This window comes from Paraburkholderia sp. 35.1 (assembly GCF_050436525.1).
Classification (GTDB): Bacteria; Pseudomonadota; Gammaproteobacteria; order Burkholderiales; family Burkholderiaceae; genus Paraburkholderia; species Paraburkholderia tuberum.
Genome location: NZ_JBNDMJ010000003.1, coordinates 3,564,122 through 3,587,319, shown reverse-complemented (window position 1 = coordinate 3,587,319; position 23,198 = coordinate 3,564,122). Strand labels below are relative to the sequence as shown.

Annotated in this window: 25 protein-coding genes, 1 tRNA gene and 1 pseudogene; 13 read left to right on the top strand and 14 right to left on the bottom strand. The window is 60.5% G+C overall.

The genetic code is table 11. The features are described 5' to 3' along the window. Nucleotides 1–848 precede the first annotated feature (848 nt). A complete protein-coding gene (locus OKW27_RS36795) occupies nucleotides 849–3,665 on the top strand; it encodes an NACHT domain-containing protein (protein ID WP_429336342.1) in 2,817 nt (938 codons plus the stop codon). A gap of 42 nt (nucleotides 3,666–3,707) precedes the next feature. Here the strand turns inward: OKW27_RS36795 and OKW27_RS36790 are convergent. Beyond that, a pseudogene (locus tag OKW27_RS36790) lies at nucleotides 3,708–3,980 on the bottom strand (IS701 family transposase); the annotation flags it as partial. Nucleotides 3,981–4,708: 728 nt separating this feature from the next. Here OKW27_RS36790 and OKW27_RS36785 point away from each other — a divergent pair. After that, the gene (locus OKW27_RS36785) at nucleotides 4,709–4,957 is read left to right on the top strand and encodes a hypothetical protein (RefSeq protein WP_184064771.1); all 249 of its coding nucleotides are present in this window, start codon (nucleotides 4,709–4,711) and stop codon (nucleotides 4,955–4,957) included. 72 nt (nucleotides 4,958–5,029) lie between these two features. On the opposite strand, the gene OKW27_RS36780 is transcribed toward OKW27_RS36785, so the two are convergent. Beyond that, nucleotides 5,030–5,254, bottom strand: coding sequence for a hypothetical protein (locus tag OKW27_RS36780; protein ID WP_429336341.1), 225 nt, complete (start codon nucleotides 5,252–5,254; stop codon nucleotides 5,030–5,032). A 27-nt stretch (nucleotides 5,255–5,281) separates the two neighbouring features. Between OKW27_RS36780 and OKW27_RS36775 the strand changes: the two genes are divergently transcribed. The 3 genes from OKW27_RS36775 (at nucleotide 5,282) to OKW27_RS36765 (ending at nucleotide 9,043) form a co-directional block, all read left to right on the top strand. Then, nucleotides 5,282–6,016: a DNA translocase FtsK gene (locus OKW27_RS36775; protein WP_429336340.1), complete on the top strand. Its 735-nt coding sequence runs from the start codon at nucleotides 5,282–5,284 to the stop codon at nucleotides 6,014–6,016. Then, nucleotides 6,013–7,806 carry an AAA family ATPase gene (locus OKW27_RS36770; protein ID WP_429336339.1) on the top strand — a complete coding sequence of 598 codons (1,794 nt, stop codon included), beginning with the start codon at nucleotides 6,013–6,015 and terminating at the stop codon, nucleotides 7,804–7,806. Before OKW27_RS36775 ends, OKW27_RS36770 begins: the two co-directional genes overlap by 4 nt. A gap of 268 nt (nucleotides 7,807–8,074) precedes the next feature. Then, nucleotides 8,075–9,043, top strand: coding sequence for a phage Gp37/Gp68 family protein (locus OKW27_RS36765; RefSeq protein WP_429336338.1), 969 nt, complete (start codon nucleotides 8,075–8,077; stop codon nucleotides 9,041–9,043). Nucleotides 9,044–9,045: 2 nt separating this feature from the next. On the opposite strand, the gene OKW27_RS36760 is transcribed toward OKW27_RS36765, so the two are convergent. Next, entirely contained in the window at nucleotides 9,046–9,312 is a 267-nt protein-coding gene (locus OKW27_RS36760; protein ID WP_184068586.1) for a hypothetical protein, read from the bottom strand. A 35-nt stretch (nucleotides 9,313–9,347) separates the two neighbouring features. Here OKW27_RS36760 and OKW27_RS36755 point away from each other — a divergent pair, with 35 nt between their 5' ends. From OKW27_RS36755 to OKW27_RS36745, 3 genes are read left to right on the top strand one after another with little or no spacing between them, the layout of a single operon-like run. Beyond that, on the top strand, nucleotides 9,348–9,818 hold the full coding sequence (locus tag OKW27_RS36755) for an ASCH domain-containing protein (protein WP_429336337.1): 471 nt from the start codon (nucleotides 9,348–9,350) through the stop codon (nucleotides 9,816–9,818). A gap of 25 nt (nucleotides 9,819–9,843) precedes the next feature. After that, the gene (locus OKW27_RS36750) at nucleotides 9,844–10,074 is read left to right on the top strand and encodes a DUF4224 domain-containing protein (protein WP_429336336.1); all 231 of its coding nucleotides are present in this window, start codon (nucleotides 9,844–9,846) and stop codon (nucleotides 10,072–10,074) included. Beyond that, entirely contained in the window at nucleotides 10,043–11,263 is a 1,221-nt protein-coding gene (locus OKW27_RS36745; protein ID WP_429336335.1) for a hypothetical protein, read from the top strand. Before OKW27_RS36750 ends, OKW27_RS36745 begins: the two co-directional genes overlap by 32 nt. Before the next feature lie 281 nt (nucleotides 11,264–11,544). Here the strand turns inward: OKW27_RS36745 and OKW27_RS36740 are convergent, their stop codons facing one another. Next, on the bottom strand, nucleotides 11,545–11,925 hold the full coding sequence (locus OKW27_RS36740) for a hypothetical protein (RefSeq protein ID WP_429336334.1): 381 nt from the start codon (nucleotides 11,923–11,925) through the stop codon (nucleotides 11,545–11,547). A gap of 180 nt (nucleotides 11,926–12,105) precedes the next feature. After that, on the bottom strand, nucleotides 12,106–12,366 hold the full coding sequence (locus OKW27_RS36735) for a hypothetical protein (protein WP_429336333.1): 261 nt from the start codon (nucleotides 12,364–12,366) through the stop codon (nucleotides 12,106–12,108). A 774-nt stretch (nucleotides 12,367–13,140) separates the two neighbouring features. On the opposite strand from OKW27_RS36735, the gene OKW27_RS36730 reads away from it, so the two are divergent. Both OKW27_RS36730 and OKW27_RS36725 read left to right on the top strand, forming a co-directional pair. Further along, nucleotides 13,141–13,213: transfer RNA gene (locus OKW27_RS36730), tRNA-His, on the top strand. A 351-nt stretch (nucleotides 13,214–13,564) separates the two neighbouring features. Beyond that, entirely contained in the window at nucleotides 13,565–13,834 is a 270-nt protein-coding gene (locus OKW27_RS36725) for a hypothetical protein (protein WP_018418204.1), read from the top strand. Nucleotides 13,835–14,058: 224 nt separating this feature from the next. Here the strand turns inward: OKW27_RS36725 and OKW27_RS36720 are convergent, their stop codons facing one another. Both OKW27_RS36720 and OKW27_RS36715 read right to left on the bottom strand, forming a co-directional pair. Continuing rightward, nucleotides 14,059–14,301, bottom strand: a complete 243-nt coding sequence (locus OKW27_RS36720) for a DUF6566 family protein (protein WP_429336332.1) — start codon at nucleotides 14,299–14,301, stop codon at nucleotides 14,059–14,061. 147 nt (nucleotides 14,302–14,448) lie between these two features. Continuing rightward, on the bottom strand, nucleotides 14,449–14,646 hold the full coding sequence (locus OKW27_RS36715) for a hypothetical protein (protein WP_013089281.1): 198 nt from the start codon (nucleotides 14,644–14,646) through the stop codon (nucleotides 14,449–14,451). A gap of 239 nt (nucleotides 14,647–14,885) precedes the next feature. On the opposite strand from OKW27_RS36715, the gene OKW27_RS36710 reads away from it, so the two are divergent. Then, on the top strand, nucleotides 14,886–15,146 hold the full coding sequence (locus tag OKW27_RS36710) for a hypothetical protein (protein WP_090804375.1): 261 nt from the start codon (nucleotides 14,886–14,888) through the stop codon (nucleotides 15,144–15,146). Between the two features lie 35 nt (nucleotides 15,147–15,181). Here OKW27_RS36710 and OKW27_RS36705 read toward each other — a convergent pair whose 3' ends face one another. From OKW27_RS36705 to ssuD, 4 genes are all read right to left on the bottom strand, one after another. Continuing rightward, on the bottom strand, nucleotides 15,182–15,397 hold the full coding sequence (locus tag OKW27_RS36705; protein WP_008922916.1) for a TOBE domain-containing protein: 216 nt from the start codon (nucleotides 15,395–15,397) through the stop codon (nucleotides 15,182–15,184). Between the two features lie 57 nt (nucleotides 15,398–15,454). After that, a complete protein-coding gene (locus OKW27_RS36700) occupies nucleotides 15,455–16,474 on the bottom strand; it encodes an ATP-binding cassette domain-containing protein (protein ID WP_429336331.1) in 1,020 nt (339 codons plus the stop codon). Further along, the gene (gene ssuC, locus OKW27_RS36695; protein WP_429336330.1) at nucleotides 16,471–17,319 is read right to left on the bottom strand and encodes an aliphatic sulfonate ABC transporter permease SsuC; all 849 of its coding nucleotides are present in this window, start codon (nucleotides 17,317–17,319) and stop codon (nucleotides 16,471–16,473) included. Before ssuC ends, OKW27_RS36700 begins: the two co-directional genes overlap by 4 nt. A 74-nt stretch (nucleotides 17,320–17,393) precedes the next feature. Beyond that, the gene (gene ssuD / locus OKW27_RS36690) at nucleotides 17,394–18,554 is read right to left on the bottom strand and encodes an FMNH2-dependent alkanesulfonate monooxygenase (protein ID WP_429336329.1); all 1,161 of its coding nucleotides are present in this window, start codon (nucleotides 18,552–18,554) and stop codon (nucleotides 17,394–17,396) included. A 530-nt stretch (nucleotides 18,555–19,084) separates the two neighbouring features. On the opposite strand from ssuD, the gene OKW27_RS36685 reads away from it, so the two are divergent. After that, on the top strand, nucleotides 19,085–19,510 hold the full coding sequence (locus tag OKW27_RS36685; protein WP_090805723.1) for a hypothetical protein: 426 nt from the start codon (nucleotides 19,085–19,087) through the stop codon (nucleotides 19,508–19,510). A gap of 64 nt (nucleotides 19,511–19,574) precedes the next feature. Here OKW27_RS36685 and OKW27_RS36680 read toward each other — a convergent pair whose 3' ends face one another. Continuing rightward, nucleotides 19,575–20,711 (bottom strand): enoyl-CoA hydratase/isomerase family protein, encoded by a 1,137-nt coding sequence (locus tag OKW27_RS36680; RefSeq protein ID WP_429336328.1) that lies wholly within the window; start codon nucleotides 20,709–20,711, stop codon nucleotides 19,575–19,577. Between the two features lie 46 nt (nucleotides 20,712–20,757). Then, a complete protein-coding gene (locus OKW27_RS36675; RefSeq protein ID WP_429336327.1) occupies nucleotides 20,758–21,606 on the bottom strand; it encodes a TetR/AcrR family transcriptional regulator in 849 nt (282 codons plus the stop codon). 144 nt (nucleotides 21,607–21,750) lie between these two features. Between OKW27_RS36675 and OKW27_RS36670 the strand changes: the two genes are divergently transcribed. Then, nucleotides 21,751–22,725: an NAD-dependent epimerase/dehydratase family protein gene (locus tag OKW27_RS36670; RefSeq protein ID WP_429336326.1), complete on the top strand. Its 975-nt coding sequence runs from the start codon at nucleotides 21,751–21,753 to the stop codon at nucleotides 22,723–22,725. 93 nt (nucleotides 22,726–22,818) lie between these two features. On the opposite strand, the gene OKW27_RS36665 is transcribed toward OKW27_RS36670, so the two are convergent. Continuing rightward, nucleotides 22,819–23,103 (bottom strand): DUF1488 domain-containing protein, encoded by a 285-nt coding sequence (locus tag OKW27_RS36665; protein ID WP_090804362.1) that lies wholly within the window; start codon nucleotides 23,101–23,103, stop codon nucleotides 22,819–22,821. Nucleotides 23,104–23,198 lie beyond the last annotated feature (95 nt).

Genomic DNA, 23,198 nt, shown 5'->3' with positions numbered 1-23,198 from the left:
CCGTATCCTTACAGGCCTGTAAGCTAAGCCGGCTTGGCCAAAACCAAATGCTGAGGACATATACCGTCGCCGTGGATGGGTCCGAACCCGCGCGCGCGGCGATCAATACGGTTCATTTAATTCTCCAGCGTTCTTGCAGGGATTACCGGCAGTGCCTGTTCGCGCGGCGCGCTCGTTTAACTGATGACGCAGCAAAGCGACATCAGCGAGCTTCAGCTTTTAGCGCCGACACTCGCTAAGATTGGCAGCATGCCTGTTTGATGCGGCAGCCTGCTCAAACGCTAAACGGTCAGGGGTTGCCCGTGCTCATGTCGGACTGCCGGTGGAGAACGCGACGTTGCCGCCGCAGCAGTCGCCACTTCCACGTATGCCTAGCAGTGGAAACCCTTGTTCAGCGGGTGCGAGCGAATCGTCCATCCGCGTTGTCGACTTTTCGCTCAATCGGCCCACGCGTCTTCGTTTTCATCAGCCTAGCCAAGCCAAGCCCTTGTATTCAAGTCGTGGAGGCATCGTAAGAAAGGGGACCCCTCGCCGGCACGTGCATTTTGATCCGAGTCCTTGCTGAAATCCCTGAGCCGCACTGTCCACCTATGCATTGGACTAACGCTTCTAAGTCTGACGGTCGAAGGGGTGTATGAGGCAGTACTTAATAAAAGCGCGACGAATCGAGTTAGCACTCCGCTCTACGCTCAGCATTGTACCTTCGACGCATTTTTATCAGCCAGCCTAAATTTTTTGATTGCTATCCTGTAATGATGGTCTAGTCTTCCGAATAGGCCAACAAGTGGGATCTATCGCTCTCGACTGGGAGAGCCATCCGGGTTGACCTGGGAACATGCGAGATTACGGTGCAGTACGCAACAGAATCTCGAAGTCTTGTTTCCGACATCAAAGCAAACTTCAAAAAGCGGATCAGTAAAATGGCGCCCGGCACAATAATCGTAATCGTTTTGATAATCGCGCTTGTGTCTGCTGTTGGCTATATAGTCTATCTTAAACGAAAGTCCGAGCCATATACGCGCGAGCGATATGCTTTTGCGGCTTTGATAGCCACGGTTAACTTGGTTGGCCTCGGCGTCGCTACCGTATTAGGAAAAACACCCCAGTCAGTTGTTGGAGAATTACGCACTACGCTGTTTGGCTCACATAAGTCGGATTCGCAACCGCTAGGTTTCTCGGATCAGCTCCTCATCCTAATCTTTATCGCGTTCGTAATTTATCTTATTCACCGAAACTTTAGCAATTGGAAGGGCAGCTTATCTATAGAGGATAAGATGCGACTGGATATTCACGAGCAGAGGGCATGGGTCGTGGAAGGTTTCCTCGAAATGTTGCGAATCATTCGGAGAGAGGGGCCGCACACTCTTTATACAGTACTTCCTACCTTATTTGGAACTCCAGTTCCACCTCCGTCTGAAACCCTCTCATGGGCCGAGAATGCGAGAGAGCTTGTCGAACTGCGATGGCGCGACTACCTATTTCCGCTTGATGGATGGCATGATATGCAGTCGGCATGGTTCGGAAGCAATAAAAAAACCGGGGCTCAAGTTGGCCTGTTGTGTGTCCACACCGCACCAACAGATGCACGCCTGACTCAGTTTTCAGAATATGTGGAACGACTCTTTTCTTCGGAGGTTCGTAACATAGAACTGCTCGTGGCTACTCAAGATAATTCGACGACTGGAATCAAACGAGTTGGAAATACTGAATTTCGACTGGAAAACGAAACCTCTCTCCTAGATGAATTAGTAGACTTTTCTGATTATTTCCGAGAAATCGAAAGGCGCGCGACTAAAGAAACCCTTCCCGACTCGAATCTTACAATCCAAGACGTCTATGTTCCGCCGCTGACCCTACACCATGACATGGAAGCACAACGTGCGGTGGAAGGGTCAGGTGAGGATTTGAACGATCTTCTTTCAAGGTGGCTTGCCGAGCATAGTCAACGGCACATTGCGCTGTTAGGCGAATATGGCCAAGGTAAGAGCACGGCAGCTCTGATGTTCACTTATCGCCAAATTCAGCATGCTATTGAAAATAACAAACGAATTCCCCTTTTGATAGAACTGCGTGGCGCGAGTCCGTCGACGTTACTTCCAATCCAATTGCTCGGCGCGTGGTGCAGTGCATACCGGATCGAGCCACGGTCGCTGATGAAATTGATTATGGCCGGTCGCGCCATCGTGATCTTTGAAGGTTTCGACGAGATGGCGGAGGCAGGCGATGTGGAGGCCCGGCGCAATCACTTTGGCGCCCTATGGAAAGGGTTCGCTTATCCTCGCAATAAAATGATTATAACTGGTCGTCCTAATTTTTTTCTTGACGAAAAAGAACTGCAGGCGGCGCTCGGCATAGAACGCGCGTCCGGTGCCGCGCCGCATTGTGAAGCGTTCTACCTCAAGTTTTTCGACGTTGGCCAAATTGCTGCGAGTTTATCCTTCTCCGAGCAAAGCACTCGCGAGCAGATCGTCGCGTTAGCTGCTAACGATAGCAGATTTTTTGACATTGTATCTAGACCGTCTCTCCTGTATATCGTAGCCATTTTGTGGAAAAGCGCGGGACTTTCCCAGCGCCCCAACCTAAATTCGGCGGGGGTTATGGAACTATTTACCCTTCACAGTTACCGTCGACAAGAACAAAAATCTGCGTCTGGGAAAGAATTTATGCGTTTATCACCAAATGAAAGGGAATACTTTATGACCGGAATTGCTTCATATATGGCAGCGCGAAATCTCCCCAATCAGATTTTTCGCGATCAGTTTCACGATGCTGTGTTGAAACTATACGATCTTATACCCGAAAACATCAATCTAAAGCGCTTGGGGACTCAAACGGGGCCAATAAGACCATTGAAGGAGCGATTGGCGGGACGCAAAGATCCGATAATCGAAATCGAGACAGACGTGCGTACTTACGGCCTGTTGGTCGTCGATTATGGCAAAACGGGAGCGCTTCGATTTGCTCACAAATCTTTTTTTGAATTTATATTCGCTCGATTAGTTGCGGATCGTTTGCTCGGGCTTGAGAAGGAATTATGCGCGGCAATCGTTGCTGCAACGAATGCTAGCGTTCAAGTGATCGCCGAAATGCCAGTATCATTGGGTTTCCTCGGGGAAATCATTGGAAGCCAGTCGCGCGTCGATCAAGATCCGGGGCGGGTAATGCAATCTATATTTGACGCGATCGTGTTTCGGAATAAGATAAGAACGTCTCCGTTTATCGTAAAATTTCTATCTTTGGAATTTTCGGCTCCTGAAAATGTTTATGCTAGAATTTTTCATTTCTATGCGAGGCCGTCAATATTAATTTTCTCATTAGGTTTTTTGTGTTTTTTATTTTTCTATAAAATAGATCTTGGTGATCTTATTGAGTTTGGCAGCCTTAGCTTACTTCCTACCATGATTGTGCGGTTTGAAGTGCCATTGTTCGTATTGTTTATGTTTGCCGCGCTTATCAACTTTGCTTTAGAACTCTCCGGCATAGGCAGGGCGATTGCGCTCTGGTATCTTGTCATAAGTCAGATGGGATGGAGCGAGGAGGAAATCGAAAAAGTATATGGTCGTCGAGCGGTGCAAGCAATACATTATACTTCCCTCAGACTTTATCGCGCGCTTGCGGTCCGGGATATGCCGAAAAGCCTCCGTAAATACCTAGGCGCCAAGTGATGTGAAGCGGTCGCCGATGGAGAAATTTTTTCCAACGCCTTAAATCAGGCGCTGCGCGACCAGAACGCCGTAGGCCGCGATGCAGAGCGACGTATGATCGTGGAACCCCTTCCAACTGCGGCCTTCGACGTGATCCAAACCGAACCCTTGCTCCATATACTGATGGTCGCGCTTAATGCGCCAACGCATCTTCGTGACATTCACTGAGCGTTATAGGGGCGTCACAACTTGAAGCGTTGAGAGCCAACGTTTAACCAGTTCATTATCGCCTTGAGACCATTCGATCAGCAGCCATTCTTTATCGCGCTGTGAGGCCAAAAAACTTCTTCAGTTTGCAGCACCTTCTTGATTATCTGAATTGGTCATTCGAGGACCGCCCCGCGTATCGAGACGTGGAACAATCGGAAAGCTCGATGAAGTAATGTTGTCGAATGGCCGTTTCGTGGGGCAACCGCCGTCTGACTGTCCGAGTCGCCGCTCAGACGAACGACCGCTCATGCCCCGATCCCTGCCTGACGGCGGCCGGCAGCACACGACCCGGCATCGGCCACCGCATTGGCCATCGACCCCAGAAATGCGCAACCAACCGTTCTTTATCGGCTGCTGCTATCCGCCGTCCCGCCTGAACCGGCATGCCTCCTCGTCACAAGCGGCTGCTTGAAAAACACGAGCCCGAGAAAGCCGAGACAGAAGCCGACAGTAATGAACGGCTCCTCCAGCCAGACGCTTGTATAGCCTGGCCAGATAAGGGCGATCTGGTCAGATGATGACCTCGAGGAGCGTCCACGTCGACGGTAGCTGAGCGTGGGATCGCTGCCCTGCGAGAAGGGCCGCGCGCAGATTTCGGAGTTGTCCGACTGCCCGCCACGGGCAAATCTAAGAGACTTCATTGGCGGGCCGCTTCCCTGGGTCCGGTTTGTCAGATTGGCATCTTTCCAGCCGCCCCTGTTCGGGCGGCGTTTTTTATTGCACATCGATTCCCGATCCTGTGGTCGCATACAGGGGTCGCGACCCGAGCGCGTCCTACCAAAAAAAGAGGAAATATGGAAATCAAAAACTTTACTGCATGTGATGGTTGGTATTTTGTCGAGCGCGATAGCAAGCTCATTTTCAAGGTGGCCGGATGGGCTCTCCTGGAATCAGGAGACATCGTTGGCATGATCGCGCCCACTGGCGCACGGACCAGCGACCAGCTTCCGCGCCTCACAACGCCTCCTTCTGCAGTTGACGGCCATTATGTACCTGCGGAATGCCTGACCGACCGACAGCAAGCGTTGGCGCGGCGTCTTTGATTGCACCACCGCAGCCATCGCCTCCTGGTCCGGAACAGGCGGCAGAGCCGTGCTGAAGGGTTGCTCCTGCCTTCAACGAGGTGCATCAGGACAGTTCGAAATGAACGCCTTGTCGTGAGCGATGATCTGGCGCTTCGTTTCATCCGTATCGTCCGGGCTGGCCGTGATGAACTTCACCCATTGGCAGCCCTTGTCGACGATCTTCGTTTGAGCGATCGACGCCGACGGTTGCTGAGCGGGCTGCAGCACCGTGCAGCCCGCTAACATCATTGAGACAAGCACCAAAGCGATTTTCATGGCTGCTTGTCCTTTCGCAGTGCGCCGATGGCCGTGCACCTGATCGCCAGCGACGGACGCATGGTCGTTGCCGGCGACCTCGAGCAGATCACCATCAAGGACGGCGCGAAGGCCGTCATCAAGGTGGGCAGAGCGGCGCCCTCGCTGCACGAGCTCTACGACGCACAGGGAAAGCAGGTGCTGATCGTCGTGTCCGACGCCGGGGAGCATACGGGCGGCATGGACGAGGTCCGCGGCGAAAACGATCAGCGGGGACTCGACCTGGGCGGCGAGTACACCGCCGAGGATGGCGATGGAATGGGCGGCCCGCACAACGATGACGACGACGTTGTAGACGCCGAATTCCGCCCGGTCGCCGCGCTCGGCGACGGCCCTCTGCAATCCGAGATCGACGAGCAGCACGAAGCGGGTCGCAAAGCTGCTGCCGACGGACTGCCCGAAAGCGAGTGCCCGCTCATGCGCGGAGATCTGTGCATCGCGTGGATAAAGGGTTGGAAGTCGTGGCACGAGGAACAGGTCGACGCAGCCGAGAGTCATGACCCCGTCGACGAACTGTTCGAGCATGCGGTGGCCCTTGTGCGCGAGCACAAGCGCGCGACGATCAGCTTCCTTCAGCGCCACCTGAAGATCGGCTACAACCGCGCAGCGATCATCATCGAGCAGCTCGAAAAGCGCGGCGTCGTGAGCACGGCCGACGAAACGGGCCGTCGAACAGTGACCGATGCCAACGACGGCGACGACCTTGGCGGGGACGAAGCATGAAGTTGACTCATATCCTCGTGCGTGACGTTCTCGGCATCGCCGAGGCCGACGTCTACCTGACCAAGCCCGTCGCACTGTTCGCCGGCGCCAACGGCGCCGGTAAAAGCAGCATTCAGGAAGCCGTCCGCATGGCGCTGACTGGCGACACCGTGCGGGTGTCGTTGAAGAAGGCATACGGTCAGCTGCTGCACGACGACGCGAAGGACGGCCAGATCATTGTCACGTCTGACGACACTGCGAACAGCATCACGCTGCCGGGCGGCAAGCTCGCGCGCGGGCTGACGGACGATCCGCGCCTGCCGATGGTGCTCGATGCGCAGCGTTTCGCGCATCTTGATGATAAGGCACGACGCGCGTTCCTGTACGAATTGATGGGCGTCAAGGTCGGCTCGGACGACATTCGCCGTCGGCTCGTCGCCCGGCTGTTCGACCAAACACCTATGGCCGTTGCGGACAAAAAGCGGATCGAGTCGGTGATTCCGATGGTGCGCGCCGGTATCGACGCCGCCCACAAGGAAGCGGGCGACAAGGCGCGAGCCGCAAAAACCGCGTGGCGCGTCGTGACCGGTGAGACCTACGGCAGTTCAAAGGCTGACGGCTGGGCGCCCGCCGCGGTGACGTTCGACGAAGCCGGCTTACTCAAGCTCGAGGCCGATCGCGAATCGCTCGACGGCGAGATCGGCGACGTGCAGCAGGAAATCGGCGCGGCCGAGGTCGCCCAGAACACGGCCCGCGAACGGGCAGAACAGGTCGCTTCCCTGCGCACCACCGCCTCCCAGTTCGCCCGCCTGACCGATCTCGTGCAACGGGCAGATGATGCGGTCGCGGAATTCAAGCCGAAAGTCGACAGCCTTCGCGAGCGCGCGGACGGCACGCCGGCGGGTATCGAATGCGCGTGCCCCGAATGCGGAGCCCTGCTCCGCTATCTGCACGGCGTGCTGAACGCCGAAACTGCCGCGACGCGCGACGACGAGGCAATTGCCAAGCTGCCCGAATACGAAGCCAGCCTGACTATGCTGCAGAACGCAGCAGCCAATCGCCGCCGCGAGCTAGAGGCGGCCGACACCGCGGCGAAGCAGTTGCTGGCCATCGAGGGAGAAGAAGACACCGACGCTCCGGTCATCGACGTTGACGGCCTTCGACAGGAACTCGCGGACTTGCAGGCGCGGCGCCGAACTATCACCGCGGAGGTCGAGAAGCACCGCGACCAGCAGCGCGCCGCAGCAGCAGCCGGGGAAAAAGAGCGCGACGCGGCCTCGCATCACGCCGATGTGCAGGCGTGGGAAGCGATCGCCGACGCGCTCGCGCCAGATGGCATTCCAGCAGACCTGATGCGCGAGGCGTTGCAGCCGCTCAACGAGCAGTTGACCGCGCTCGCGGAGATGTCCGAGTGGGCAGACGTGACGGTCACGCCTGAAATGGAAATTCTGGCCGACGGGCGCCCGTATCAACTGCTGTCTGAATCCGAGCGTTGGCGCGCCGACGCGCACCTAGCCTGCGCTATCAGCCTGATCAGCGGTCTGCGTTTGCTGGTGCTGGACCGCGCCGACGTATTGATCGGACCCGAGCGCGATCGCCTATTTTACTGGCTCGACGATCTGGCTTACGCGAACGAGATCGACACGGCGCTCATTTTCATGAGCCTGAAGGAACCACCAAAGGGACTTCCGGAGACCATCGAGACGTTCTGGATCGAAGGCTCCATGGTGCGCGCGCTTCTCAGCCATCGCGTTGACAAAGCCGGGGGCGCAATTGTCGCGGCATCCGCAGAGAAGGGAGATAAGGCGTGAGCGCTGTCGATACTTTCAACTTAGGCCCCGAGGACTCGTTTCGCTTCGGCCTCGGCAAGGGCCATCGCTGCCGCCTCCGTGGGTACTGGACGACCGCAACCACGTCCCGTGGTCTCAAAGTAGAGAGTCCCATGTCGCTCCGTCTGGACACGAATATAGCCCTTAAACATGCCACCCGGCGCCGGCATTACGCACGCTTCGACTGTTTTGTTTCCCTTCGTCTGCTTGAACGCCATATCAGCCTCCTAATCGACGGGGTAATCGTAGCATGAGCACGAACAGCAAAATCGAGTGGACTGACCATACGTTTAATCCGTGGGAAGGCTGTCAGAAGGTCGGCCCCGGCTGCGACCACTGCTATGCAGAGACGCGCAATGCGCGCTTCGGGGGTGGCACCGCGATCAACTGGGGCCCGGGCGCACCGCGCCGCCGTACGTCGGCGGCGAACTGGCGAAAGCCGCTCGCGTGGAACGCCGCGCACCGCGAGTTCTTCGCCGCGCACGAGCGGCGTCAGCGCGTTTTCTGCGCCTCGCTCGCCGATGTATTCGACAACGCGGTCGATCCGGCATGGCGCCGCGATCTGTTCGACCTCATCGAACTCACACCTAACCTGAACTGGTTGCTCCTCACGAAGCGCATCGGCAATGTGTTCGAGATGGTCGCGCGCGCACGCTCGCATGACTGGCTTGCGGGGCGCGACAACGTCTGGCTCGGCGCAACGATCGTCAACCAGTCCGAAGCTGACCGCGACATTCCGAAGCTGCTCGAGGTACCGGCGCGCGTACGTTTCCTCTCGATGGAGCCGCTCCTCGGCGAAGTCGATCTCTCGAAGGAATACCTCGCGCATCGGTGCGGCGGCGAATATCCATTCCCGAAACTGGAGTCAGAGCACCGTACGAGGATGATCGATCTGCTCGATTGGGTCATCGCCGGCGGCGAAAGCGGACGTGGCGCGCGACCGATAAATACGGATTGGGTCCGCACACTCCGCGAACAATGCAGCGAGGCCGGTGTGCCTTTTCTATTCAAGCAGCACGGCGAATGGGCCGATGCCTCGGTTGCCGCCTTCGGCCGCACACCCGGCGAGGTGCGTTTCATGCGCGCCGACGGCACCCTTTGGGCCGCGCCTCCTAGCGATGAGGACGCTGACTGCATCACGATCAGACGAGTGGGCAAGAAAGCAGCTGGCCGCGAACTTGATGGCCGCACGCATGACGCATTTCCGGAGAAGCGGTGATGTCAGAGATCGGGGAAACCGTCATTGATCGCCGTACGAGCGCGCACTTCTGCGTCTCTGAGTGCATCCTGAAGCTCGTCGAACCACGGACCTTCTTCGAGCTGGTAGTTGAGGAAATTCTTGTACACAGGTTGACCGTCCAGCCTCGTAATTACGGCTCGCGCCGAAAAGCGGCCATTCGGATCGGCAGCGCCGGCAAGATATTCCCGGTCAGCGTTGACAATGATGCGATACGGATCGTATTCAATTTCGCGATGTCGGTCCGACATGTTCAGCTCCGGTTTTTCGCTTTAGGAATCCTAGCATGAGAGCGCTTTCCATCCGCCAACCATGGGCATGGCTTATCGTTCGGCCCGACCTCACGGGGCTCGCTCGCGCGGCGGCTCGCGCGGCCGACATCCTGAAGGACATCGAGAACCGCAGCTGGCCGACCAAGGTTCGCGGGCGCGTGCTGATTCACGCTTCCAAGGGTATGACGCGCGCGGAGTACGAAGCCGCACAGGATCCCTTGTGGCCAGTCGGCGGTCCAACGATCGAACTGCCGTCGTTCGAACACCTACAACGTGGCGGAATCATCGGTGTCGCGACGATCGACGCATGCATCCAGCCTGCGAACCGCTCGTCGCTCTGGCATTTCGGCGGCTCGTACGAATTTCATCTTGTCGACGCCAGGCCGCTGCCCTTCGTCGAATGCAAAGGCGCGCTTGGCTTCTTCGACGTGCCGCACGACGTTGCCGCGCAACTGCGCCAGATGGTCTTGGGGGTAAATCGGTGAACCAAATCCACACAAGGAGCGAGTCATGAGCGACTATCTCACGGCTCAAGAAATGGCCGATCTGATCGACTGCAAGCCCAATCAGCGCATCGCGATGCAACGCTGGTTGAAGGACAACCACTGGAAATTCGTCGTCGACCGAAACGGCCTTCCGAAAGTCTCACGCGCGTACCGCGACATGAAACTCGGCCTCACGCCGACGGATCACAACAACTCGAAATTCGATGCCGCGCCAAACCTCCAAGCCTTCGTCTGAAAAGCGGGCCGCAGTCAACGAAACGACTGGCATAGACCGGCTGTACAAGCGCACCGGCGTTCGTAAGGTCTCGTTCTGGTACAAGTATCCGGACGGCCGCAGCGAAACGTTCACCACTGCACCGCGTGGCGATCGGGTCGCGCTCGCCACCGCCGAGCGCAATGCTATGCGCAAAGCGCTCGACATTCAGGCTGGCCAGATCGTCGCCGGCTCCGTTGCCGCCATGGTCGAGCGCTTTCGCGACGAGGTTGCGCCGACGCACTTTCGGGATCAGTCGAAAGATGGCTTGGCCGTGCGCAAAGGTGCGTACGAGCGCCTAATCAAGTTTTTCGGCCGCATGGCGCCGATGGCTCTCGAAACGTTCCACGGCTATCAGTTTCTCGACGCGCGAGCGAACGCGGGCGCGCCGATCGGCGCCAATAAAGACATGGCCCTGATGCAGACGATCTGCAACTACGCTGTGCGCTGGGGCGTCATCAAGCACAACCCGTTCGTCGGGATGATGCTGAACACTGGCGACCCGGATGTGCGCACGATCGAGCGACATCAAGTGCTCGCGTTCTACGTATGGGCACTGCGCCAGAAGCAGTCGTATCGCACCATGGGTCTAGCCGCGATGTTCTGCTACCTCACCGGCTTTCGTGCGGCGGAGATCCGTCCGTTCCATATGTCCGGCCTGACCGATGCGGGCGTGCGCGTCGTCGGCGCGAAGCGGAAAAAAGGCGAGGCTGAAGTGCACAAGCTGCGGCAGTGGTCGTGGCGGCTACGCGCTGTCACCGAGCGTGCCAAGCGCGATCGAGCAATCGACAGCCTCTTCCTCTTTCCAACGCGGACCGGACAGCCATATTCGAAAAGCGGTTGGAATGCTGTCTGGCAGGACGCCATGTATGCCTACATCGGCTCCTTCGACAAGAACATCGCGCTCGAGGCCGAGGCGAAGCGCATGCATGAGGCTGCGCAGCGCATCGCGAACCGGATCAACGCGCCATTCCGCGGCGGCATTATGGAACTGCAGATCACCAAGCATCCGGAGTATTTCGCACTCTCGGACGTTCGGCCGACTGCAATTAGCGCAAAGCTCGAGCAGCACGACGCGGATGCGTACGACTTCGCCGCTCACGCGAATCCGGGCACGACACACCGGCACTACGACAGACGTCGCGTCAAGGTCGCAAGGGCCACAGAATAAGTACATCGTGAGGAGCTGGCTGCCTACTTTTTCCCCGCAACCCGGTCTCGATCAACCCGCTGCATCGATCCGTCTCCACGATGTGCGCAATCTTCACCAGCAGCGATCAAACGGTCGCCCGCGTCAGGTCAGGAAAATTTGACGCATCCGATCAAGCGCGCGTGGACTGGCCGGATTTGCAGACACCACTCACGCGAATCGGCCATTCCCGACTCTCGGCGTTCGCACATCAGAGCGCTACAACGGACGCCCGATCTGGCATCACCGTCGTTGCCATCCGTTTAGACGGGTAGTGCGTACCCAAGGAATTTCGTGGTGTCGTCTAAGTGCATCTCGTTAGGCGTCACAACTCCGTTATTCTTTTGGCCGATTCCAACATAGAGCTTCCTTGCTCCAGTGAATGCCGGCTCCAATGACAGCATGCCTATGCTCTGCGTTGCATCGTTTAGATGATTTGCATTCGGCGAAACAACGCCCATATTTCTCGCGCCAACCCCGACGAATACCTCGACAAACTTGTCTTCCGGGACTGCGGATGCATAATCGATCGTAAATCCGAACCGTTGCGTTGTATCGTTGCAATGATTTTCAAGTGTCGATATCACACCGTTATTAGCCGCACCGACTCCCTCGTATAATAGCGTCATCTTGGCATAGTCCATTTCCTTACCTCCTCTGCAAGCGTATTTAAACAGTTACCGAGTCTAAATGACCCTTCGTTTTAGAACGCCGCGTCTGGTTTCGCAAACCTAGAACATCGCGGCCTTAATTAAAGCCACCGCTATGATTTGGCTTAAATTCCATTCGAGATTTTACTCAGGATCGGAAAATGACCAGAGCAGTTAGTCAGCGTTCGGCGTTTCTCTGGCACGTGAGTTAGGTGGACATGTTTCACCGGGTACATAAGAAAGGACGATCGAATTCGACGTTCTGGCGATTTCATCACATTGCTCCGGCGTGACGTCATCAAAGCAGGTTTTGAATACCCCCTTTTGAAGGTAGCACGCCCCGCCCGCCCGCTGCCCGGGCTTATGCTCACGTTTGCGTTTAGCTTCTTCGACAAGAACTTGGATCTCGCGCGCAAAGTCTGCGTCTTCATCCATAGCTGCTCTCCGCCTGACTGGAATCTACTGGCACGCTACCGCGGGACAGTCCAAGTTTAAAAGACAAATACCGACCTTGCCATTGTCGTCCTTGCAGAACACATTGCACGATCGATCACCGTTAGTGCCAACAGGTCTGCATTGCCCATAGCAAAGCTGCGTCAAACATTGCTTAGGCTTCTGAGTGTCCGAGGTCTGAGATGTCGACGCACACCCGCTGAAATTAACTATAAGTAACGCTGCCGAGCACAAGCTCGTGCCTATGAAATACATGTGCCTTAACGAAGCGCGAGAAGCATACATTGCGCACCCATTCACGTAATATGGTTGAAAGTTCACGCCATACCACCGCTCAGCATATAGATATGCAGGCCATCAGTTCCACATCGGTGAACGTTAGGCGGTCGGACGAGGCTATACAAGCTTAATTGCGTACGTGGAAGCTATCTCGGCGTTCATCAGCTATAAATAAACGCTCGCCTCAGTCGGATCGCAAATCTGTGGCTGCCTGTTCTGATGCGGTCAGATACGACACGAACTTAAGCGTCCGCTTTCGAGAGAACTGGTGGTCCGCAGTGGGTCGATTTTGAGCCTGTCCTAGTCGGTTGCAATTCGCGACGAGCAGGCCATGACCGACAACACTACACGCGCAGACAGCCCGAGAGGCGCAATGCATGGTCCAAATTTTCGGAACGACTCACCGCGAACCCGCATGCCACCGTGTATGAAAGCGCCCGTCTGTTCCGAATTTAGTTTGTGAGAACCTTATCTGACGCGGCTGCGAGGCATTTTGACGGCTGGATTGTGATTCCTGTCGTCGTGGGTTCGAGTCCCATCAGCCACCCCAAAGAATTCAAGCAAACGGCGTTGTGAGCAATCACAACGCCGTTTTTGTTTTGCTGACGGCCTTCTGCGTTTTCCATGATTTCTGTGCGGTTTTCCGCACTGCAATCACCCCTTCCCGCCTTCTTCCGCCTCTCAAAAACCGCTTGGCCAATAGGGCCGGTTCACCGGTCCGCCTTGCGGCGCGCACGTCTGAACGATTGTTTCTTCGTCGGGAATAGTAATTTCAGATTATCGGCACAAATTTTCAATAGTAGGGGTATACACTGGCTTCCATCGACGTTGCAGACACCTGGTTCACTGGCTCCTGCAACATCTTCCTGAAATGCAGACGAAACGTTATCGGAGTCCTACCATGAAGACCAAGTTTATCGCCGCCCTGCTGGTTGCCGCTTCTGCCTCTATCGCCGCTCCCGCTTTCGCCAGCGGCTATGGTCCGGCACCGTACTACCGTCCGTCGGTTGGCGCGCCGGCTTCGCAACAAGGCCAGAACGCGCAGACCGTCGCTGCTGAACGCGCCAACGCGCAATCGAATGCATACGGCGGCGTGAATAGCGTGTCGACGCAATCGGGCACGCGCAGCGAACCCACGTCGGGTCCGCAATCGGTGTTCTTCGGCCACTAAGCCGCCAGCAGTACCGTCAGATCCGCTGCCTCTGAAGGCAGCGATCAAACTGGGCGCCGCGCATGCAGTATCGATGCCGGCGCCTAGTTGCATTTACGGCAGCCGTGGTATCCGGTACGTTGCCCGGGTAGCGTTCGGTTTGCAACCGTTGTCTCGTGCGCCTGCCGCTTCCTTGCCTCATCCGAACACGACGTCCCCTTCCGTCGCGACGCGGCTATCCGCGTCTAACTCGCCAGCCCCGCATCGATCAATTCGCGCGACGCGCGAAAAGTCGCCTCGGCGGCCGCATGCTCGGTGGACCACAAGCTATCGATATGCACGAGCTGCCAGTCGACCACCGTCGAATCGTCGCGCAGCACCCGGAAATGCGCCTTGACGCCGGTCAGTATCTGTTCCACCGCCACCTCGACGTCGTAGTCGCCATAGCGCGCCTGATAGTCGCCCATGTCGACGCCCTTCGGCTCCATGCTCGTCTCCGTGGTTTCGCTGATCGCCGGTAGCCGGACACGCGCGTCCAGCTGGCGTCGCGCTGGCCAATCACCTGCTCGCGGCTCACCCGCGACGCGCCGCCTCGCTCTACACACCGGCCGTGCGGCCGGCCGCCGATCAGCGGATCAGTTGCAATCGCCGGAAAGATACTGCCGGCCGTTGCAGTTGATTTCGACCCCACCGCTGCCCGCTTCGGCAACCAGGTCGCATGCCAGCAACTCCGCCGCAACGGACTGCGCGACTTCGGGCGCCGTCTGTCCGACGCCGACGTCGTTCAGACGCCGCAACGCTTCGACCGCTTCAGGACTCAAGGACTTCGACATGGCCGTCTCCGTCGGAATGCTCAATTCATCGTAGCAAGTTTCATCGGCGGATGCAGGTGTGCGCCTGACGAGGCCGCTCCCCGGAGCGTCGAGCCTGGCAATTGGCGTCTGAAACCGGCGTGACCGTTAGGAGCACGCCTCAACGCGCCAGCAGCGGCCCCGGAACGCGGCCTGCTACTAGCTACTCGTGCACACAGCCGCGTGTCTGCAGACGGCACGCGACATCGAAGGAGAACGACATGAAGCGAGGCAATTGGGCCACGTTGACGGCCACCGCCGCCGCGCTCGCAGCGCTCTTCGCGAGCGGCGCGAGCGCCGTCGCGCAGACGGCGCCCAGCGCGCCGCCGGACAGCCATGCGCCGATGGCCAAACCGCCCGAGGCCGCCTCGGGCGCCGGCAGTTCGAGCAACCCGGACAACATGCCGATCAAGCGGCCGGCGAAGCCAACCAACGACCACATGTCGCACGAGCCGCCCGCAAGCGGCGCAAACGCGAAATAGCCGCTGCGCACGCCGCTCGCATTGGCGGAGCGTCATCAAAGCCGCGCGATCGACACCTCGGTCGACTTCACGAGCGCGACCACCTCCGAGCCGACTTTCAGTTCGAGTTCGTCGACCGAGCGCGTCGTGATCACCGACGTGACGATACCGAACGGCGTCTCTACGTCAACCTCGGACACCACCGAGCCGCGGATGATTTCCTTGACCTTGCCTTTGAACTGATTGCGCACGTTGATGGCGGAAATGCTCATTTCAGATCACTCCATAGAAGCAGTTGGTAACAGATCGGATCGATTTGCCAGGAAAACTCAGACGGCCCAGCGCACTTCGGTCGGCCGCGTGAGACGGCAGGGTTCGGGCAAGCCATACGGGTCATAGGGCTGATACGCGCGATGCGCCAGCGTGTCGTTGTTCGGCGCGTTGTTCAGCACGCGTTGCAGCACGTGGTCTTCGAGTGCGGCGAAGCCCGCCGACGCCCGCGCGCGCGGACGTGCGAGCGCGACCGGCTGATCGAGCGCGATGCGGCCTTCCTCGATCAGCAGAATCCGCTCGCCGAGCGCGACGGCTTCGTGCACGTCATGCGTGACGAGCAGCGCGGTGAAGCGATGCTCGCGCCACAGCCTTTCGATCAGCGCGTGCATTTCGATGCGCGTCAACGCATCGAGCGCGCCGAGCGGCTCGTCGAGCAGCAGCAATTGCGGACGATGCACGAGCGCCCGCGCGAGCGCGACGCGCTGCCGCTGACCGCCCGATAGTTGCGCGGGCCAGTCGTTCGCGCGTTCGAGCAAGCCGACTTCGGCGAGCACCGCGCGCGCATCGTCGCGCGCGCCGCGGCCGAGGCCGAGCATCACGTTTTGCAGCACGCTTTTCCACGGCAGCAGACGCGCATCCTGAAACATGATGCGGGTGTCGAGCGGACCGCCGTTCCCGGCGCGCTTTTCGAGCACGCCCGAGCTGGCTTCCTCGAGACCCGCGACGAGCCGCAGCAAGGTCGACTTGCCGCAACCGCTGCGGCCGACGATCGCGACGAAGCTGCCCCGCTCGATCGACAGATCGAAGCCCGACAGCACCTCGCGCTCGCCATAGCGCTTGCCGACGCCGCGCAATTGCACCGCGTAGTCGCTCGCCGGGCGCGCGTCGCTGCGGGCCAGCGCGGGAGCGGCTTGCAAGCCGGCTTGCGAGCCGTGATGAGTCCCGGCCGCCCCGTCCCGCTCGACCCCCGCAGCCTCGTTCGCGTCGTGATCCGCGAGCCGCGGCTGCGCGAGTTCGGTCTCGAGATCGCTGCCCGCGATACCGCCGAACGTCGTCGATAGCGTCGTTGCGCTCATACTTTTGCTCCTCGCTGATAGGCCGGATGCCAGCGCAGCGACACGCGCTCGAGGCTCTTCGCGAGCATGTCCGCGAGTTTGCCGAGCGCCGCGTACAGCAGAATGCCGACCACCACCACATCGGTTTGCAGGAATTCGCGCGCGTTCATCGTCATGTAGCCGATGCCCGATTGCGCGGAAATGGTCTCGGCGACGATCAGCGTGACCCACATCAGACCGAACGCGAAACGCACGCCGACCAGGATCGACGGCAGCGCACCCGGCAGAATCACGTGGCGGTACAGCGCGAAACCTTTGACGCCATAGCTGCGCGCCATCTCGGTCAGGTTCGCGTCGACCGAACGGATGCCGTGAAACGTGTTCACATAGACCGGGAAGAACACGCCGAGCGCGACGAGGAACACCTTCGCTTGTTCCTCGATGCCGAACCACAGGATCACGAGCGGAATCATCGCGAGCGCGGGAATGTTGCGGATCATCTGTACGGTCGAATCGAGCACGATTTCCGCGGGTTTGAAGAGACCCGTCGCCAGTCCGAGCACGAAACCGATGCCGCCGCCGATCGCGAAGCCCGACACCGCGCGCCAGGTGCTGACCTTCACGTCGGCCCACATTTCGCCGGACTGGATCAGCGACCATGCGGCCTTCACGACCGCGAGCGGCTCGGGCAGCACGCGCGTCGACAGCGCGCCGCTGCGCGCGGCGATTTCCCACGCGAGCAGGATCGCGATCGGCGCGAGCCACGGCAGCAGGTGCGCGCCGAAACGGCGCAGCGCGGCAGCGCGCGCCGTGGACGCGGGATGCGGGGTTACCGCCGTTCCCGCGCTCAAAGTGGTGTCACTCATGTTGGCTTTTCTCCTTGCCTGTCGATCGTCGTGCGCGTGTCGCGCAAGCCGGGCGACCCATGCTATGCGCGCGCTCAACTCGCGCTCGCCGCCTTCGGCAGATAGCTGGTGCCGACGATTTCGCCGAACGGCCCCGACAACGGCCCGTTCGCAACCTTGCTGAAGCGTTGCGGCAGCAGCGGAAACACGAGTTCGGCGAAGCGGTAGGATTCCTCGAGATGCGGATAGCCCGACAGGATGAACGTCTCGATGCCGAGCGCCGCGTACTCCTTCATACGCGCGGCCACCTGCTCCGGACTGCCGACCAGCGCGGTGCCCGCGCCGCCGCGTACGAGCCCCACGCCCGCCCACAGGTTCGGATAGATCTCGAGCTGCTCGCGCCCGCCGCGCCTGCCGCCGTGCAGCGCGGCCATACGGCGCTGCCCTTCCGAATCCATCTTCGCGAACGACGCCTGCGCACGCGCGACCGTGTCGTCGTCGAGCTTGCTGATCAGCTTGTCGGCCGCGGCCCACGCTTCCTCCTCGGTCTCGCGCACGATCACGTGCAGACGGATGCCGAAGCGGATTCGCCGGCCGCGCGCCGCGGCGCGTGCGCGAATGTCGGCGATCTTCTTCGCGACCGCTTCGGGCGGCTCGCCCCACGTCAGATAGGTGTCGATGTGCTCGGCCGCGATATCGTGCGCGGCCGCCGACGAGCCGCCGAACCACAGCGGCGGATGCGGGTTTTGCACCGGCGAATATAGCGCCTTGCCGCCCTTCGACCGCAAATGCTTGCCGTCGAAATCGATCGCTTCGTTGCTGTGCGACGCGGCGAGCAGCTTGCGCCAGATATGCAGGAATTCGTCGGTGATTTCGTAGCGCGTGTCGTGATCGACGAACACGCCGTCGCCGGCCAGTTCGGCCGCGTCGCCGCCCGTCACCACGTTGATCAACAGACGCCCGTTCGACAGCCGGTCGAACGTCGCCGCCATACGCGCGGCGAGTCCCGGCGACGACAGCCCCGGGCGAATCGCGACGAGGAACTTCAGCCGCTGCGTCGCGGCAATCAGGCTCGACGCGACGACCCAGGCGTCCTCGCACGAACGGCCGGTCGGCAGCAGCACGCCCTCGTAGCCGAGCGTGTCGGCGGCGACGGCGATCTGCCGGAAGTAGTCGTAGTCGGCTGCGCGTGCACCTTGGGACGTACCGAGATAGCGGCTGTCGCCGTGAGTCGGAATGAACCAGAACACATTCATGTTGTTACTCCTGCCTGTTCCTGACGTAATGAAAACGGTGAGCGCGAGCGCCGGCCGCGCGCATCGAGCCGGCAACCGGCAAAGCGCTGCGACGCGTTGAAGGATTGAGAAACGGACGATGGACTCAGGCCATCGGCAACTGCGTCAAATCGATGAAGGCTATGCGCCGGGCGGACGACACCGCGAACACGACCGCGCGTGAGCCCTGCGACAACGGAGATTCGGTGTGAGGCTCGACATTGCGACGGCTTTCCTCGACCAACGTGCGCGTGATGCGCTCGATTTATCAGACGACGGCGACACCCGAGCCGTCTGCATGAGGAAACAGTCTATGGAGCGGTCCGCGGCTTTTGAACGATTTTATTGAGCTTAGGATTTCCGCTTTCGTGATTAGCCCGGTTCTACCGCATACGGTTGTTGCGCTTTATACACGCGGCCCCGGCCGCCCAACCCCGGTCGATATAATGGCGCTCGTTTCCAATCACCCGGTACAGGTCTTGCGAGTCGCCTGTACGTTGCCGGTGCAATGCATGCAAAAAATTATTCTGCCGTTCGTCGCCGGTTTTCTGGCTTCTTTGTTCTTTCGCGAATCGACGCTGGCGCTGATGCACGCTGCCGGCATGATCGACCCCAGCGGTTTTTCGACCGCGCCGTTTTTGCCGCTCGGCCTGCCTGAGTTCATCGCGAACGCAATCTGGAGCGCGTGCTGGGCCGTGCTGATGGCCTGGCTGCTGCGCGTCGCGCCGCATCGGCGCGCGCCGTGGGTACCCGCGTTCGTGTTCGGCGGCATCGTGCTGACGGCGGCGAGCGTGTTCGTCGTCGATCCGCTGCGCGGCATCTGGCCGAGCGGCAACATGCTGCCGCGCCTCGCGGTGGGCTTCACGGCGAACGCGATGTGGGGCTGGGGTGCGCTCGTGTTCATGCGCGCGTTCATGGCGAGCGAGGCAGAGGAATAAGCGCGGCGAACATGAATTCGCGCAACGCGTAGATTCGCGCGGACGGGTTCGCGAGGCCGCGCGTTCAGCCGCGCAGAGCGCCCAGCGGGTGCTCGTTCGCCGGCCACGGGCTGTCGAACATCTGCTCCACATCGGCCCGGTTGACGTCCTCGATGCGCGCGAAACGCCAGCGCGGCGCGTTGTCCTTATCGATGATGCGTGCGCGAATGCCTTCCACCGTATCGCCGCGCAGAAAGCTCGAGCGCGTCAGATCGAGATCAGTGCGCAGCACGTCGGCCATCGACCCTTCCGCGCGCGTGACCACTTCGAGCGAGACCGCCATCGACAGCGGCGAGCGCTCGCGCAGCACCGCGATCGTCTGCTCGGCCCACTCCGCCGCGTCGCCACCGCGCTCGCGTTCCTGTTCGAGCGACTTGAGTATCCGCGCGACGTCGGGCAGCGCGAAATGCCGGTCGATCAACGTCCGCGCCTTCGCGAGCGCGCTCTCCTCGGGCCGCGGCGCGACCTGATACGCGAGCGTCTCGCGCTCGACGCACGCAACCACATCAGCACCGCGCTCGAACGGTTCGCGGCTCAACCTATCGACGAGCGCGGGCAACGCCGCGTCGTCGATGTAGGCATCGGCGAGGCCCGCGTACAGCGCGTCGGCCGCGCCGATCGTCTCGCCGGTCACCGCCAGATAGCGGCCGATCGCGCCGGGCGTGCGCGCGAGATACCAGCTCGCGCCGACATCCGGAAAGAGGCCGATACGGGTTTCGGGCATCGCCATCTTCGTCGATTGCGTGACGACGCGCAGGCCGCCGGTGCGATGTGCGCCCTGCGAAATGCCCACGCCGCCGCCCATCACGATGCCGTTCATCAACGCGATATACGGCTTCGGATACACGAAGATCGCGTGATTGAGCCGGTATTCCTCGCTGAAGAATGTATCGCGCGCCTCCTGGTCGCCGGTTTGCGCCGCTTCGTACATGAAGCGGATGTCGCCGCCCGCGCAGAACGCCCGCTCGTGCCGGCTGCGCACGACGACGGCCAGCACCTCGGGGTCCTCGCGCCACTGGTCGAGCGCCGCGTGGATCGCGCGGATCATGCCGGTCGACAGCGCGTTCAGCGCTTTCGGCCGCTCCAGTTCGATGAGACCGATGCGGTTGGCTACGTGGGTCGCGATTTCGTCGCTAGTGGCGGGCAAGGCGGACGTGGACATGGAGAACTGGGCGCGGCGGCGCGGCATGAGGTGGAACCGAACGTTATCACGGGCCTGCCGCTTTGCGTTTGGTGGGGAGCTCGGGGGCCGGGTCCGTGGAGCCGGCCGACTTGGCGTGGCGCCGCGCGACGGTTTTTTTGCCGCGGACTGCGGCGCTGTTCGATGCGCCCGCCGCCACGGCCTGCGGCACACCGAGCCATGCGTCGAGCGTCACGCCGACGAGCGTCTCGAGCGGCGCGCTCGGAAACACCGGGCACGTGAGATTCAGCGCGACGATGCCATGCAGACTCGCCCACAACGCCTCGGCCCAGATGGCCGGCTCCATCGATGCGACCGACGCCGACAGACGCCCCGCTGCTCGCAATTCGTCGAGCGCGTCGATCATGATGTGCAGCGCGGCGTCGCCGGGATCGTCGTCGGCAACGCCGCCGGCGGCGTTGCCCAGGGAGGCGGTCGAACCACCGGTCCCGGCGTTCGCGCTTGTGTCGCCCGTGTTGCCGTCGTGTTTGCCAGTGCCAACCCCGCCCCTGAGCGCCGCGCCGGTATAGCTCGGGTCCTCCATGAAAATCAGCCGGTACGTTTCAGGATGCTCGACGCCAAACGCAACGTACGCGTGCCCGAGCGCCTTCAGCCGTTCGGCGGGGTCCGCGATCTGCACGAGCGGCACGAAGGTCGCGAGCAACTGCGCGTAGCCTTCGGCGCACAAGGCCCGCGCGATGTCGTCGCGACTCGCGAAATGCAGATACAACGTGGCGGGCGAATATTCGATCGCGTCAGCGATCTTGCGCATCGACAGCGCGGCAAAGCCCTCGCCCACGACGATGCGCCGCGCGGCATCGAGGATGCGTTCGCGCAGTGCCTGCTTCTGGCGGTTTTTTCGTTCGGCGATTCCCATGACTCGCAATTTTCAGATTGACAAACTGAAAAGTCAATTTAAACTGAACATCGTTTACTGAACAATGTTCAGTAAATTTTCATCTGTCAAATCGAGCAGCCACGAGCGCGCGACGATGTCGCGCCGCGATCTGAGGGAGTCGTCATGCAAACCACGGGAAAGGTCGGTTTATTCGGTGCAGCGGGCGCTGCGGGTCAAAGCATCGCGACGGCGCTTGGCGCGGCGGGCCGCGATTACCGGGTGGTCGGCCGCTCGCGCGAGGTATTGCAACGGACTTTCGGTGACGACCCGCACGCGGAGATCGTCACCTGGAACCCCGACGACCCCGCCTCGATCCGCGCCGCGGCCGCCGGTCTGCAGACCGTGATCTACCTCGTCGGCGTGCCCTACGACCAGTTCGCGCAGCACCCGCCGTTGATGGAGAAAACGCTGGCTGGCGTGACGGCCGCCGGTGTCGAGCGCTTGATTCTGATCGGCACCGTGTATCCGTATGGCCGCGCGCGCGGCAACCCGGTCCGCGAAGATCATCCGCGCGAGCCGCACACGTTCAAGGGCCGCATGCGGCTTGAACAGGAAAAGCTCGTGCTGGCCGCGCATGGCCAGAAAGGTCTCGAAACGCTGGTATTGCGACTGCCCGATTTCTATGGACCGGGGGTCGAGCGCAGCCTGTTGCACGGTGTCTTCGTTGGCGCCGCTACCGGCAAGCGCGCGCAGGTGCTCGGTCCCGTCGACGTACCGCACGAATTCATCTATCTGCCGGACGTCGGTCCCGTGGTCGAACGACTCACGCGCACGCCCGAAGCCTACGGCCGCTGGTGGCATCTCGCGGGCGCCGGCACGATCACGCAGCGCGAGGTGGCTCGCGAGGCCTACGCGCTCGCGGGCTCCAGGCCGAAGCTGACGGTGGCCGGCAAGGGCATGCTGCGCGTGCTCGGGCTATTCAATCCGCTGATGCGCGAGTTGGTCGAGATGAACTATCTGATGACCGAGCCGGTCGTGCTCGATGATTCGGCGCTGGCGACGTTGATCGGGCCGCTCAGGAAGACGTCGTATCAGGAAGGGATCAGGCGGTGCTTCGAAGCGGCGCGCGAGGTAGTGCCGGCACGCGACATGAATTAGCGGCAAGGCGTTGGCGATGCGTAGGTGAAATGAAAACCGCAGAGATGGACCTGCACCCGGCCTCCGGCGCCGACGGTCCGTAGGCAGGTCCGCTTAGCCTGCCATCTGCCCCGGCGGAAAGTGGCCACTCTTGAGCAGCACGGGTGTGCCGTTACTGATCTGCAGATGCTCACGCGCAACGGCCTCGATGCGCGGCCGGCCCGCATCGAACGCGCGCAGCCAGCCGTCGAGGTTCTCGCTGTAAGCGCCGAAATGATCCTCGAGCGCTTCCACCGAGATCGCGCACGGCACCGGCTCACCGTCCACCAGCGCGGAAAACACGACGGTCAGGTTGGAGTCGCGGTAAGCAGGCGCGTCTTCGGGAAAACGGATTTTCATGGTCGCCTCGTCAGAAGTTGGCGGCGGGAACGTAGCTTGCGGGCAAGGCCGCTGCGCGCCGCCGATCCTCGCAAGTCCCGCCATGGTACTCGCGC

Bases quoted from the DNA above. Each gene is read 5' to 3' on its own strand.
- OKW27_RS36785 (WP_184064771.1), top strand. From the start codon at position 4,709: ATGGAAATCAAAAACTTTACTGCATGTGATGGTTGGTATTTTGTCGAG.
- OKW27_RS36780 (WP_429336341.1), bottom strand. From the start codon at position 5,254: ATGAAAATCGCTTTGGTGCTTGTCTCAATGATGTTAGCGGGCTGCACG.
- OKW27_RS36775 (WP_429336340.1), top strand. From the start codon at position 5,282: ATGGCCGTGCACCTGATCGCCAGCGACGGACGCATGGTCGTTGCCGGC.
- OKW27_RS36770 (WP_429336339.1), top strand. From the start codon at position 6,013: ATGAAGTTGACTCATATCCTCGTGCGTGACGTTCTCGGCATCGCCGAG.
- OKW27_RS36765 (WP_429336338.1), top strand. From the start codon at position 8,075: ATGAGCACGAACAGCAAAATCGAGTGGACTGACCATACGTTTAATCCG.
- OKW27_RS36760 (WP_184068586.1), bottom strand. From the start codon at position 9,312: ATGTCGGACCGACATCGCGAAATTGAATACGATCCGTATCGCATCATT.
- OKW27_RS36755 (WP_429336337.1), top strand. From the start codon at position 9,348: ATGAGAGCGCTTTCCATCCGCCAACCATGGGCATGGCTTATCGTTCGG.
- OKW27_RS36750 (WP_429336336.1), top strand. From the start codon at position 9,844: ATGAGCGACTATCTCACGGCTCAAGAAATGGCCGATCTGATCGACTGC.
- OKW27_RS36745 (WP_429336335.1), top strand. From the start codon at position 10,043: ATGCCGCGCCAAACCTCCAAGCCTTCGTCTGAAAAGCGGGCCGCAGTC.
- OKW27_RS36740 (WP_429336334.1), bottom strand. From the start codon at position 11,925: ATGGACTATGCCAAGATGACGCTATTATACGAGGGAGTCGGTGCGGCT.
- OKW27_RS36735 (WP_429336333.1), bottom strand. From the start codon at position 12,366: ATGGATGAAGACGCAGACTTTGCGCGCGAGATCCAAGTTCTTGTCGAA.
- OKW27_RS36725 (WP_018418204.1), top strand. From the start codon at position 13,565: ATGAAGACCAAGTTTATCGCCGCCCTGCTGGTTGCCGCTTCTGCCTCT.
- OKW27_RS36720 (WP_429336332.1), bottom strand. From the start codon at position 14,301: ATGGAGCCGAAGGGCGTCGACATGGGCGACTATCAGGCGCGCTATGGC.
- OKW27_RS36715 (WP_013089281.1), bottom strand. From the start codon at position 14,646: ATGTCGAAGTCCTTGAGTCCTGAAGCGGTCGAAGCGTTGCGGCGTCTG.
- OKW27_RS36710 (WP_090804375.1), top strand. From the start codon at position 14,886: ATGAAGCGAGGCAATTGGGCCACGTTGACGGCCACCGCCGCCGCGCTC.
- OKW27_RS36705 (WP_008922916.1), bottom strand. From the start codon at position 15,397: ATGAGCATTTCCGCCATCAACGTGCGCAATCAGTTCAAAGGCAAGGTC.
- OKW27_RS36700 (WP_429336331.1), bottom strand. From the start codon at position 16,474: ATGAGCGCAACGACGCTATCGACGACGTTCGGCGGTATCGCGGGCAGC.
- ssuC (WP_429336330.1), bottom strand. From the start codon at position 17,319: ATGAGTGACACCACTTTGAGCGCGGGAACGGCGGTAACCCCGCATCCC.
- ssuD (WP_429336329.1), bottom strand. From the start codon at position 18,554: ATGAATGTGTTCTGGTTCATTCCGACTCACGGCGACAGCCGCTATCTC.
- OKW27_RS36685 (WP_090805723.1), top strand. From the start codon at position 19,085: ATGCAAAAAATTATTCTGCCGTTCGTCGCCGGTTTTCTGGCTTCTTTG.
- OKW27_RS36680 (WP_429336328.1), bottom strand. From the start codon at position 20,711: ATGTCCACGTCCGCCTTGCCCGCCACTAGCGACGAAATCGCGACCCAC.
- OKW27_RS36675 (WP_429336327.1), bottom strand. From the start codon at position 21,606: ATGGGAATCGCCGAACGAAAAAACCGCCAGAAGCAGGCACTGCGCGAA.
- OKW27_RS36670 (WP_429336326.1), top strand. From the start codon at position 21,751: ATGCAAACCACGGGAAAGGTCGGTTTATTCGGTGCAGCGGGCGCTGCG.
- OKW27_RS36665 (WP_090804362.1), bottom strand. From the start codon at position 23,103: ATGAAAATCCGTTTTCCCGAAGACGCGCCTGCTTACCGCGACTCCAAC.